Origin of the sequence: Shimia sp. R11_0 (assembly GCF_017744035.1) — a bacterium.
Lineage (GTDB): Bacteria > Pseudomonadota > Alphaproteobacteria > Rhodobacterales > Rhodobacteraceae > Shimia > Shimia marina.
Genome location: NZ_JAGHQY010000003.1, coordinates 108,558 through 120,204, shown reverse-complemented (window position 1 = coordinate 120,204; position 11,647 = coordinate 108,558). Strand labels below are relative to the sequence as shown.

Below are 11,647 nucleotides of genomic sequence, written 5' to 3'. Positions count from 1 at the left end.
CTCTCAGGCCTTCTTGGTTTTGCGCATCCGGCGCAGGTAATACAGGGTCATCGCCACCCAGACAATCGCCAGCCCATACCAGGTGATGACATATTCAAGGTGGTTGTTGGGAATGGCGGCTTGGTCCAGCGGCAAAGGCGTCACCAACCTCGGCGCTTCGGTGGTTTCGCGGACAATCACAAGCACTGGTTCGGTCTGAAGCGCTGCCGCCATTTCCGCAACATCGCGCGCAAACCAGATATTGCCAGCGGCGTCATTGGGCGGCGTAAAGCTGTCACGTTCATCCGGCCAATGCAGATTGCCTGTGATCGTTGTGGCCACTGGCGCGCGCCCACCCGCCGCTTTGTCGGCGGTCTTAATCCAGCCCCGATCGACCATGATGCGCCGTCCGGTCTCTGTCTCAAAGGCCGCCACAATGCGATACACCGCTCCGGCCTCTTTTGTGCTGGCCAGAAAATGCAATTCCTCATCAAGGATGGTGCCAGTCGCAAAGACGGGCCGATAGCGATCTTGCTCTGGGTCCGGTTCCGCAGGGACGGCCACAGGCACACCGGAAATCCGCGCTTCGATATCGGCAATCACCCCCTGTTTCCATGTCAGCCGCTGCACCTGCCAGGTGCCCAGCGACACCAGAACGACTGTGCCCAGAATGCCAAAGAAAAGCGGCAGGATCAGTCGGCGCACGTGGGGGTCCTTTCACGAAAAAATGCGCGGTGGGAATGGCCCACCGCGCATTGCTTTAATCCTATCCTCGCAAAAGGATCAACCTTTTGCTGTTGGCCTTACTGGCCCCAGACGTAGATCGCTGCAAAGAGGAACAGCCAGACCACATCCACAAAGTGCCAGTACCAGGCCGCCGCCTCAAAACCGACGTGCTTTTCCTTTGTGAAATGGCCAGCTTGCAAACGCAGCAGGCAGACCAGCAGGAAGATTGTGCCCACAACAACGTGGAAGCCGTGGAAGCCGGTCGCCATGAAGAAGGACGCGCCGTAGATGTTGCCAGCAAAACCAAAGGCCGCGTGGCTGTATTCATAGGCCTGGAAGAAGGTGAAGATCACGCCCAGAGCCACGGAAATGATCAGGCCCCACTTCATGTCTTCGCGGTTGTCTTCATGTGCCAGAGCGTGGTGTGCCCAAGTGGCCGCACAGCCAGAGCACAGCAGGATCAGCGTGTTGATCAGCGGCAGGTGCCATGGATCAAAAGTCTCAATCCCTGCGGGTGGCCATACACCATCCACCGCGGGGCTTTGTGGGCCCATCGGGTACATCGCGTGTTTGAAGAAGGTCCAGAACCAAGCGGCAAAGAACATCACTTCGGAAATGATGAACAGAATGAAGCCATAACGCAGGCCAATCTGAACAACAGGGGTGTGATCACCCACTTTGCTTTCTGCAATCACGTCAGCCCACCAGCCGAACATGACATAAAGCACCATTGCCAGGCCGATCAGAAACGCCCAAGGGCCTTTGTCGTGCATCCACAACACAGAGCCAAACAGCATGATAAACCCGCCAACGGAGGCAAGGAACGGCCACCAGGAGGGGGCCAAAATGTGATAGTCGTGATTCTTAGCGTGCGCCATATTTTCAGTTCCCTCGTTGGAAGGCATGCCTTAGTTTTGCTTGCTCTCGCCCTCTGTCGTCAAGGACGCCAGTTCTTCGGGCAAGTCTGTTTCGTAGAAGGTGTATCCCAAAGTGATCACCTTGATGTATTTCGCGTCGCGGTCTTCGACGATTTCCGGATCCACATAAAAGCTGACGGGCATCATCACCCGCTCACCGGGCTGAAGCACCTGTTGCTCAAAGCAGAAGCAGTCGATTTTTGTGAAAAACCCACCGGCGTCATAGGGTGCCACATTGTAGCTTGCAGTGCCTGCGATGGGGCGATCCGTGGGGTTGTAAGCCTCATAGAAGGCCAGTCCAGTCTCCCCGATGCGCACTTCCATTTCACGCTGCACCGGCTTGAAATCCCACGGCATTCCACGCTCAATAGAGGCGTCGAACCGCACTTTGATCGTGCGATCCAGAATGACGTCACTGCCCACTTCAGCCGTGTTGGTGATGCCACCAAACCCTGTCACGCGACAGAACCAGTCATAAAATGGCACCGACGCCCAGGCCAGAGCGCCCATGACAACAACCACACCAACGGTCTGCAACAGCGTCTTTTTCTTAGGGTCCATCTTCACTGCCCCCTCTGAATAGACGCGTTTTCAGGCTCATAATCACCACGGGTCACCTTCACCACGGTGAGGCCGAAAACGATAACGATGAAGCTCACCAGCACCAGCGCAACACCAAGATTGCGACCAAAGCGACGTTTGTGCAGTTCATGCTCTTCGCGAAAGCTCATGATCACCAACCTCCGTAGCCGTAAGGCGCAAGCGTGGCTTCCGCCAGGATCGCCCCAAAGTGAAGGAACAGATAGAGCAGCGACAACGCAAAGAAAGCTTTCTCCCGCTTGTACCCGTCAGCCTCAGAAACCTCTTCATCCCGACGCCAGATAGAAATGGCACCGGCAACAAACAGACCATTCAGGATCAGCGCCGTGGTCAGGTAAATTGGTCCGCCCACACCAGTGAAAGCCATGCCAATCGCCACAACGGCGAGCAGCAGTGTGTACACTAGAATATGGTTGCGGGTCACACGACGCCCATGGGTCACATGCAGCATCGGCACGCCCGCGTCTTTGTAATCGGACTTCATGAACAGACACAGCGCCCAGAAGTGTGGCGGCGTCCACATGAAGGTCAGTGTAAACATCAGCACGCTTTCAATCGAAATGCCGCCGGTCACAACCGCCCAACCGATCATCGGAGGGAAAGCGCCCGCCGCACCACCAATCACAATGTTCTGTGGCGTCCAGCGTTTCAGCCACATGGTGTAAATCACCACGTAAAAGAAGATCGTGAAAGCCAATAGTGCGGCCGCAACCCAGTTCGCAGCAAGGCCAAGCATCACGACAGAGAAGCCAGACAGCGCAATGCCAATCGCAAAGGCCTCCCCTTCAGAGACCGTGCCAGCCGGGATCGGGCGCTTCTTGGTGCGCGCCATCACCCGGTCGATGTCGGCATCATACCACATGTTCAGCGCCCCGGAGGCACCACCACCCACGGCGATAAACAGGATGGCGCAAAAGGCCACAAAGGGGTGCACAGATCCCGGTGCCGCCAACAGGCCCACCGCTGCGGTGAACACCACAAGCGACATGACCCGCGGTTTCAGCAGGGCGAAATAATCGCCAAACTCTGCATCGCCATGGGTGGCTTTGGCTTGCGTATTGATGCTTGCGTCGCTCATTCTTGTCTCCGAGTGAGGTGCGCGCGGAGCGCACACCCTACAGATGAGGCCTCAGGGATAGTAAAGCGCGCAACACTCGCGCGCCTTGGTAGGATCAATCAGCAGATGCAACCTGCACGCTTGGCAGTGTGGACATGTCGCCTGCGTATTCCTCGATCGCGCCTTTCAGCCACTCGTTGTACTTCTCTTCAGACACAACTTCGACGGTGATTGGCATATAGGCGTGGTCCTTACCGCAAAGTTCAGAACACTGACCAAAGAAGATCCCTTCTTTCTCAGCTTCAAACCACAGCTGCGCGATACGACCCGGCACAGCATCCTGCTTTACGCCAAAGGACGGGATCGTCCAGCTGTGGATCACATCCGCACCGGTCACATCCATCACAACGGTTTTGCCAACAGGCACCACAACCTTGGTGTCGGTCGCCAGCAGATACTCATCTTCATTGTAGCCATTCTCAGCCAGAGCTTCTTTGCCCAGCAGGAAGCTTTCGAACTCAAACTCATGGTCGGTATACTCATAGCCCCAGTACCACTGGTAGCCGGTCACCTTAATGTGCACTTCACCTTCTGGGATTTCCTGCTGATTAAACAGCACCGGCAGAGAGAAGGCCCCAATGAGCACCAGCACGACAATCGGGCCGATGGTCCAGGCGATCTCCAGCGGGGAGTTGTGGGTGAAGGAAGAGGGGTTTGGGTTCGCACGGCGGTTGAAGCGCACCATGCAGTACACCAACAGCGCGGTCACAAAAATTACGATGACAGTGATGATCGCCAGGATCAGACCGTCCAGCTTATGGATCTGACGTGCCAGCTCAGTGGCCGCAGGCTGAAATCCCATACCGCTGGGAACGGGTTTGCCGATGGTTTCGGCGCTCTGCGCGATGGCTGGCGCGGCGATAGTGGCTGCCATAAGGCCCAGGAATGTCGATAGAATTCGCATGTGTCACCCTGACTCGGTTGCGTGGTTGTTCTTGTCGGAATCACAGAATCCCATCTGCCCTACGGCGGAATCCCGCTGTTGTTTCGCGCCTAAAAACCATATTCTCTGCGTCAGATAAAGATCGAAGCTTGCGTCAAACGGACGCTTTTTTGATTTAGATCAAATTATGAGGCTGACAGCAAATGACGGAAAACCGCTTCCAACCCTTTGAAAACAATATCGATGAGGGCACCGCCCTGCGACATTTGCGCACTGCGACGCAGGGAGCAGACGATGGCGAGTTGTTTTTTGAACGCCGAAGTGCCGAAGCTTTGGTGTTTGATGACGGTCGTTTGAAGACAGCGAGCTATGACGCAGCGGAAGGATTCGGTCTGCGTGCGGTCAACGGAGAAGTCTCCGGATACGCCCATGCTTCCGAAATCAGTGAAACGGCGATAAAACGCGCCGTAGAAACCGCGCGCCTTGCGGTTGGCGACGGCGGTGGCACGCTGGCCGCGCCCCCTGCCCCCACCAATCGTCGCCTCTATACCGATGCAGATCCAATTGGCGGCATCGACTTTCCGGTGAAGATTGAAACCCTGCGCGACATCGACAGTTTTGCCCGCGATCTCGATCCCCGTGTTGTGCAGGTCTCTGCCACGCTGGCCGCGTCACATCAGGAAGTGGTGATTCTGCGCCCAGATGGCACGCGCATTTCCGACATTCGCCCCATGACGCGGGTCAATGTCTCTGTGATCGTCGAACAAAACGGGCGCAGGGAAAGCGGCTCTGCGGGCGGCGGCGGACGGCTTGGCCTGGACGGGCTGCTTGACCCCGCAGACTGGCAGGCCAAAACCCGCGAGGCCCTGCGTGTCGCGCTTGTGAACCTTGACGCGATCCCAGCGCCTGCAGGCCCCATGGAAGTGGTGCTTGGGCCCGGCTGGCCCGGCATTCTGCTGCATGAGGCTGTTGGGCACGGCCTTGAGGGGGATTTCAACCGCAAAGGCAGCTCCAAATTTGCCGGCATGATCGGCCAGCAGGTCGCCTCCAAAGGCGTGACCGTGATTGATGACGGTACCATCCCGGATCGCCGCGGCTCCATCACCGTGGATGACGAGGGCACCCCGTCAGGCAAAACCACGCTGATCGAAGACGGCATTCTTGTGGGCTATATGCAGGATCGCCAGAACGCGCGCCTTATGGGGGTTGCCCCCACCGGCAACGGCCGCCGCGAAAGCTACGCCCATGCGCCCATGCCCCGCATGACCAACACCTATATGGAAGGCGGCACATCTGATCCTGCGGATCTGGTCGCCTCGCTCAAGGATGGCATCTATGCCGTGGGCTTTGGCGGCGGTCAGGTGGACATCACCAATGGTAAGTTTGTCTTCTCCTGTACCGAGGCTTACCGCGTGGAAAACGGCAAGGTCGGCGCGCCGGTCAAAGGGGCCACGCTCATCGGCGATGGCGCCACCGCGATGATGCAGATCAAAGGCCTTGGCAACGACATGGCGCTGGATCCTGGCATGGGCAACTGCGGCAAAGCCGGCCAATGGGTGCCGGTTGGCGTCGGCCAGCCCACTGTTTTGATGGAGGGTCTGACGGTGGGCGGCTCTGCCACCTGATCGCAGGTCAACGCCCGGCCACAACAGCCCCGGTCCGCATTTTCGGATCGGGGCAATTTGAAGAAGAAACCGTTCAGAATGATTTTTTTTGAGGGCGATCTAAATTTTTCGCATTTGATTTACGCGCTGTTAACCACTCAAGGCTTAATCCTTGTCTTGCAAGCAGGCGGAGTTGCGGATGACCGAAGATCGAATTTCTTCCACTCACCCCCAAATCCCACCCACCACGGAGGAAGCGCGATTGCTGCGGCTTCGCCTCTTGCGATCCCGACGGGTCGGGGCCATCACCTACCACAGATTGATGCGAGAGCATGGCACAGCAGAGGTCGCATTGGATGCGCTTCCTGACATTGCCCGCGCAGCAGGCGTCTCTCGCTACACGATATGCCCCCAAGACATTGCAGCCAAAGAACTGGAAGACGGCCGTGCCACAGGAGCGCGGCCGATTTTTTTTGGCGATCCCGAATATCCCAGGCTGCTGGCTCAAACCCCCGACGCCCCGCCGATGCTCTGGGCGCTTGGGCGCACTGAGCTCTTATCCGCACCTGCCGTGGCCGTGATCGGCGCGCGCAATGCCTCCTCGCTGGGCCTGCGTATGGCCGGCCGTCTTGCAAGCGATCTGGGCGCGGCGGGGTTGACCGTTGTCTCCGGTCTGGCCAGAGGGATCGACGCTGCCGCGCATGAGGCCACGCTCGCCACCGGCACCATCGCAGTCTACGCAGGCGGACTACGCCGCCCCTATCCGGCACAGAACCTGTCTCTGGCCGAAAACATCGCAAAGCAAGGTCTCTGCCTTTCAGAACAGCCACCGAATATGGAGCCCCGCGCGCGCCATTTTCCCGCGCGCAATCGCATCATTTCCGGTCTTGTGCGCGCTGTGATCGTGGTAGAGGCCGCCGCCAAATCCGGCAGCCTTCTGACCGCACGCATGGCGCTGGATCAGGGGCGAGATGTGCTCGCTGTGCCGGGCCACCCCTTTGATGCGCGCGCGGCAGGGGCCAATATTCTGATCCGCGACGGCGCGCCTTTGATACGGGACGCAGAAGATGTGCTTGAGGTGCTCAACGCCGCGCATGATCTGCGCTCCGCCGTGCCCGATCCCTCACCGGAACGCACCGCAAGCCGCTCAGAGGCGCAACAGCCAGCTGCGGCACGCAGCTTGCAAGACACCGCCGCTTTGCACAGTGAGATTCTCAACCGTCTGGGCCCCTCCCCGCTGAGCGAGGATCAGCTTTGCCGCGATCTCGCCACCGTACCCGCCACACTGACCCCCGCATTGCTGGATCTCGAAATGTCTGGCGCGATCACCCGCATGTCCGGCGGTTTGCTCAGCAAAAACTAGGTGCAGAGCGCTGTCTCCTTCCATGGCAATATGCCTGTTTCTAAGGCAGCCAACCGGCATGAATTTGGCCAAACCCACAAATCATCCCGCAAGTAAAAACAGCCGTGCATTGACAATCCCCCCTTTCGCCCCACATTTTTCGCCGCCATAAGGCTCGCGCCGAGTCGAGAGGAAAATGAATGCCAGTAGTTGTCGTAGAATCCCCAGCCAAAGCCAAAACAATCAACAAATACCTTGGTTCGGACTACACAGTATTAGCCTCCTACGGCCACATTCGAGATCTGCCCGCCAAAAACGGCTCGGTCGATCCGGAGCAGGATTTTGACATGACCTGGGAAATCGACACCAAGTCGCGCCCTCATGTCAAAGCGATTGCCGACGCTCTGAAAGAAGACAACGCGCTCATTCTCGCAACCGACCCCGATCGTGAAGGCGAAGCCATCAGCTGGCACCTCGAAGAAGCGCTGCGCAAACGCCGTGCAATCAAGAAAGACACACCTGTCTCTCGCGTGGTGTTCAACGCCATCACCAAGGCCGCCGTCACCGAGGCCATGCAAAACCCTCGTCAGATTGATCAACCGTTGGTGGATGCCTATCTGGCGCGGCGCGCGCTGGATTATCTTGTCGGGTTCAACCTGTCGCCCGTGCTCTGGCGCAAATTGCCCGGCGCACGTTCCGCCGGCCGTGTGCAATCCGTGTGCCTGCGTCTCATTGTGGAACGCGAAGCCGAAATCGACGCGTTCAATCCGCGTGAATACTGGTCTGTGAAATCCCTTCTAGCCACACCACGTGGGCAAGAATTTGAGGCCCGCCTCACCGTCTTGGGCGGCGAAAAACTCGATAAGTTCTCACTGGAGAATTCCACCGCCGCCGAACTGGCCGTGCAAGCGATTCAGAGCCGTGATCTCGCCGTGGCCCGTGTTGAGGCCAAACCCGCCTCCCGGAATCCTTCCGCGCCATTCATGACCTCCACCCTGCAGCAGGAAGCCAGCCGCAAATTTGGCATGGGTGCACGCCACTGCATGAACGCGGCACAACGTCTCTATGAGGCGGGCTATATCACCTATATGCGGACCGACGGCATCGACATGGCGCCCGAAGCCGTGCAAGGCGCGCGCGATGCCATCACCGAGTTTTATGGCGCTGATTACGTGCCCAAAGAGCCGCGCATCTACAAAAACAAAGCCAAAAACGCCCAAGAAGCGCACGAATGTATCCGTCCGACGGATATGATGCGCAAACCTGCCGACCTGAAGGTCTCTGAGGATGATCAGCGCAAGCTCTATGATCTGATCTGGAAGCGCACCCTGGCCTGTCAGATGGCTGGCGCCCGCATGGAGCGCACGACGGTGGATATCGCCTCCTCCGACAAACAGGTGGAACTGCGCGCCACCGGTCAAGTTGTCCTGTTTGACGGCTTTATGCGGGTCTATGAAGAAGGTCGCGATGATCAGGTTGTCGATGACGACGACAAGCGCCTGCCCCAGATCATGGAAGGTGAGGCCATGGCCAAGCGCTCGGTCACGCCAGATCAGCACTTTACGCAGCCACCGCCCCGCTACACCGAGGCCACGCTGGTCAAACGCATGGAAGAGCTCGGCATTGGCCGCCCCTCCACCTATGCCTCCGTGATAACCACCATTCAGGATCGGGAATACGTCCGCAAAGAGCAAAACCGCCTCTTCCCCGAAGAGAAGGGCCGGATCGTGACCATCTTCCTGGTGAACTTCTTCCGCAAATATGTGGGCTATGAATTCACCGCCAATCTGGAAGAAGAGCTGGATGACGTCTCCGCAGGTGAGCGCGATTATAAAAACGTGCTCAACCGCTTCTGGAAAGACTTCTCTGCCGCCATCGCCGAAACCAGCGATCTGCGTATTTCCGAAGTGCTCGACATTCTTGACGATGCGCTCGCACCACAACTCTACCCACCGCGCGAAGATGGCACAGACCCCCGTGTCTGCCCAAAATGTGGCGCGGGCCAGCTGCACCTGAAAACCTCCCGCACCGGTGGCTTTGTGGGCTGTGGCAACTATCCGGAATGTAACTACACGCGGCCCATCTCCGGCGAAGGCGCGGAAGGCTACGAAAAAGTACTGGGTGAGGATGCAGGTGATGAAATCCACCTGAAATCCGGCCGCTTTGGCCCCTACGTGCAACGCGGTGAAGTCACCCCGGAAAACAAAAAGCCACCGCGCTCCTCCCTGCCCAAACAGGGCAAAGAGTTCCTGCCCGGCTGGGGCCCAAATGAAATCACTTTGGAACAGGCTGTCACCCTGCTGACCCTGCCCCGTGAGATTGGCATGCATCCTGAGGGCGGCATGATCTCTTCCAATCTGGGCCGTTTTGGCCCCTACATCATGCACCAGCTGCCGGATGAGGAAAAACCCATCTACGCCAACCTCAAAGAAACACTGGATGTCTTTGAAATCGGCATGAACCGCGCGGTCGAAATGATCACAGAAAAGCGCAACAATCCGGGTCGTGGCCGCCGCGCCGCCGCCAAGGCGCTGCGTGAACTGGGCGAACATCCCGAGGCCGGTGGTCCGGTCAACATCATGGACGGGCGCTATGGCCCTTATGTGAAATGGGAGAAGGTCAACGCCACCATCCCCAAAGAGATCGACGTCAAAGATGTGACCATGGAACAGGCCGTGGCCTGGATTGCGGAAAAAGGCGGCGGCAAGAAGAAGCCCGCCAAAAAGAAAGCCGCCCCCAAGAAAGCCGCCGCAAAAAAAACAACCGCCAAGAAGACCACAACCAAAGCGGCCACCAAGAAGAAAACCGACGGCTGATCAGCAAAACCTTGCCACTTTCAAGGCCACTTTCAGGGGATCTGCACCGCAGGTCCCCTTTTTGCTGCACGCCTCAAGCGCTTGTGAATTGCCACCGACGGCCACCTGTCTCAGCTTACGTTCAAAAGAGCAGTACCCCGGAGTTCCCTATGTCCCAGTTTCCTTTTTCACGTCGATCGTTTTTGCTCGCGGGCCCCGCGGTGCTGCTTCAGGCGCGCACCGCCTTTGCCCAAGACGCAGATCCTTCAGTTCCAGCAGAACCGCCTGAAACCGCCGCTCGCAATATCTCAAGCTTCAGCCGTCAGGACTGGCGCAATCATTTTGATGCCTTGGGTGTGGCCACGATTGTCGCCGACACCACATCGCGCGCCCTGCACTACTGGTCAGGCGATGGCAGCGATTATCGGGTCTACCCCACCTCCGTGCCCATGTCCGAAGAGCTCACCAAACGCGGCTACACCAAAATCGTGCGCAAACGCGTCGGCCCGGACTGGACACCAACGCCCTCCATGCTGGAACGCGACCCCAGCCTCACCTATATGGCTCCGGGCCCAGACAACCCGCTGGGCAGCCATGCCATGTATCTGGAATGGCCTGCCTATCTGATCCACGGCACCCATGACACCCGCAAGATCGGGCGGCGCAGCTCCAACGGCTGTATCGGCCTGTACAATCAGATGATTGCGGAACTCTTTGAAATCAGCCCGGTGGGCACTCAGGTGCGCATCATCTGAGCGCGCTTCACTTGGCCCTAAATATCCCGGGGGTGAATGGAGCGCAGCGCGCTCCAGAGGGGCTGGCCCCTCCCCCCTGAACAGATCACAACACATCGCTCAGGCTCCCGTAGTAATACGCCCACCCCCTGCAAACGTTGACTCCCTCAGGGCACCCCGGCACAACTCTTCCCAATTTCCGACCCACGTCTGACCCTAGGGAGAGAGACATCCATGAAAAAGGTATATGCAAATGCCACTGAGGCGCTTGAGGGCGTTCTGAGTGACGGCATGTTCATTGCCTCCGGCGGCTTTGGCCTCTGCGGCATCCCGGAGCTTCTGCTGGACGCCATCAAAGACAGCGGTGTCAAGGATCTGACCTTCGCCTCCAACAACGCGGGCGTTGATGATTTTGGCATCGGTATCCTGCTGCAGACCAAACAGGTCAAAAAAATGATCAGCTCCTATGTGGGCGAAAATGCGGAATTCATGCGCCAGTATCTCTCCGGGGAGCTGGAACTGGAGTTCAACCCACAGGGCACATTGGCCGAGCGCATGCGCGCCGGTGGCGCGGGCATTCCGGGCTTCTTCACCAAGACCGGCGTGGGCACCGTAATTGCCGAAGGTAAACTGGAAAAACAGTTCCCCACCGGGCCGGATGGCGCGATGGAAGACTACATCATGGAAGAGGGCATCTTTGCCGATCTGGCCATTGTGAAGGCGTGGAAAGCCGATGAAACCGGCAACCTCGTGTTCCGCAAAACCGCCCGCAATTTCAACGCGCCCGCGGCGACCTGCGGCAAGATCTGCATCGCCGAGGTTGAGGAAATCGTGCCCACCGGCTCGCTAGATCCGGACGCGATCCACTTGCCCGGCATCTATGTGCACCGCATCATTCAGGGCGACCACGAAAAACGCATCGAACAGCGCACAGTGCGGGAGGCATAATC

The 11,647-nt window shown here is 58.2% G+C and carries 11 protein-coding genes; 5 read left to right on the top strand and 6 right to left on the bottom strand.

Annotated features, from left to right (window positions below; all coding sequences use genetic code 11):
• Positions 1 to 3: 3 nt before the first annotated feature.
• The 6 genes from J7382_RS07550 to coxB all read right to left on the bottom strand — a co-directional run bounded on the left by J7382_RS07550 (position 4) and on the right by coxB (position 4,243).
• Positions 4 to 684, bottom strand: a complete 681-nt coding sequence (locus J7382_RS07550) for an SURF1 family protein (RefSeq protein ID WP_209068468.1) — start codon at positions 682 to 684, stop codon at positions 4 to 6.
• A 98-nt stretch (positions 685 to 782) separates the two neighbouring features.
• Positions 783 to 1,583: a cytochrome c oxidase subunit 3 gene (locus J7382_RS07545; RefSeq protein ID WP_209068467.1), complete on the bottom strand. Its 801-nt coding sequence runs from the start codon at positions 1,581 to 1,583 to the stop codon at positions 783 to 785.
• 30 nt (positions 1,584 to 1,613) lie between these two features.
• Complete coding sequence (locus J7382_RS07540) at positions 1,614 to 2,183, bottom strand: cytochrome c oxidase assembly protein (protein ID WP_058240055.1); 570 nt, start codon at positions 2,181 to 2,183, stop codon at positions 1,614 to 1,616.
• Positions 2,184 to 2,185: 2 nt separating this feature from the next.
• Positions 2,186 to 2,353, bottom strand: coding sequence for a hypothetical protein (locus J7382_RS07535; RefSeq protein ID WP_058240054.1), 168 nt, complete (start codon positions 2,351 to 2,353; stop codon positions 2,186 to 2,188).
• Between the two features lie 2 nt (positions 2,354 to 2,355).
• Positions 2,356 to 3,300, bottom strand: a complete 945-nt coding sequence (cyoE, locus tag J7382_RS07530) for a heme o synthase (RefSeq protein WP_209068466.1) — start codon at positions 3,298 to 3,300, stop codon at positions 2,356 to 2,358.
• A gap of 94 nt (positions 3,301 to 3,394) precedes the next feature.
• Entirely contained in the window at positions 3,395 to 4,243 is an 849-nt protein-coding gene (gene coxB, locus J7382_RS07525; protein WP_209068465.1) for a cytochrome c oxidase subunit II, read from the bottom strand.
• Between the two features lie 182 nt (positions 4,244 to 4,425).
• Between coxB and tldD the strand changes: the two genes are divergently transcribed.
• The 5 genes from tldD to J7382_RS07500 all read left to right on the top strand — a co-directional run bounded on the left by tldD (position 4,426) and on the right by J7382_RS07500 (position 11,645).
• The gene (tldD, locus tag J7382_RS07520) at positions 4,426 to 5,847 is read left to right on the top strand and encodes a metalloprotease TldD (protein WP_209068464.1); all 1,422 of its coding nucleotides are present in this window, start codon (positions 4,426 to 4,428) and stop codon (positions 5,845 to 5,847) included.
• 178 nt (positions 5,848 to 6,025) lie between these two features.
• Positions 6,026 to 7,189 carry a DNA-processing protein DprA gene (gene dprA, locus J7382_RS07515; protein WP_209068463.1) on the top strand — a complete coding sequence of 388 codons (1,164 nt, stop codon included), beginning with the start codon at positions 6,026 to 6,028 and terminating at the stop codon, positions 7,187 to 7,189.
• Positions 7,190 to 7,368: 179 nt separating this feature from the next.
• The gene (gene topA, locus J7382_RS07510) at positions 7,369 to 9,984 is read left to right on the top strand and encodes a type I DNA topoisomerase (RefSeq protein WP_209068462.1); all 2,616 of its coding nucleotides are present in this window, start codon (positions 7,369 to 7,371) and stop codon (positions 9,982 to 9,984) included.
• A gap of 149 nt (positions 9,985 to 10,133) precedes the next feature.
• Entirely contained in the window at positions 10,134 to 10,718 is a 585-nt protein-coding gene (locus J7382_RS07505) for a L,D-transpeptidase (protein WP_209068461.1), read from the top strand.
• Positions 10,719 to 10,931: 213 nt separating this feature from the next.
• Positions 10,932 to 11,645, top strand: a complete 714-nt coding sequence (locus J7382_RS07500; RefSeq protein ID WP_058240047.1) for a CoA transferase subunit A — start codon at positions 10,932 to 10,934, stop codon at positions 11,643 to 11,645.
• Positions 11,646 to 11,647 lie beyond the last annotated feature (2 nt).

What these genes read in the sequence shown, in the direction of transcription:
- J7382_RS07545 (WP_209068467.1), bottom strand. Translation starts at nt 1,583, where the DNA reads ATGGCGCACGCTAAGAATCACGACTATCACATTTTGGCCCCCTCCTGG.
- J7382_RS07540 (WP_058240055.1), bottom strand. Translation starts at nt 2,183, where the DNA reads ATGGACCCTAAGAAAAAGACGCTGTTGCAGACCGTTGGTGTGGTTGTT.
- J7382_RS07535 (WP_058240054.1), bottom strand. Translation starts at nt 2,353, where the DNA reads ATGAGCTTTCGCGAAGAGCATGAACTGCACAAACGTCGCTTTGGTCGC.
- cyoE (WP_209068466.1), bottom strand. Translation starts at nt 3,300, where the DNA reads ATGAGCGACGCAAGCATCAATACGCAAGCCAAAGCCACCCATGGCGAT.
- coxB (WP_209068465.1), bottom strand. Translation starts at nt 4,243, where the DNA reads ATGCGAATTCTATCGACATTCCTGGGCCTTATGGCAGCCACTATCGCC.
- tldD (WP_209068464.1), top strand. Translation starts at nt 4,426, where the DNA reads ATGACGGAAAACCGCTTCCAACCCTTTGAAAACAATATCGATGAGGGC.
- dprA (WP_209068463.1), top strand. Translation starts at nt 6,026, where the DNA reads ATGACCGAAGATCGAATTTCTTCCACTCACCCCCAAATCCCACCCACC.
- topA (WP_209068462.1), top strand. Translation starts at nt 7,369, where the DNA reads ATGCCAGTAGTTGTCGTAGAATCCCCAGCCAAAGCCAAAACAATCAAC.
- J7382_RS07505 (WP_209068461.1), top strand. Translation starts at nt 10,134, where the DNA reads ATGTCCCAGTTTCCTTTTTCACGTCGATCGTTTTTGCTCGCGGGCCCC.
- J7382_RS07500 (WP_058240047.1), top strand. Translation starts at nt 10,932, where the DNA reads ATGAAAAAGGTATATGCAAATGCCACTGAGGCGCTTGAGGGCGTTCTG.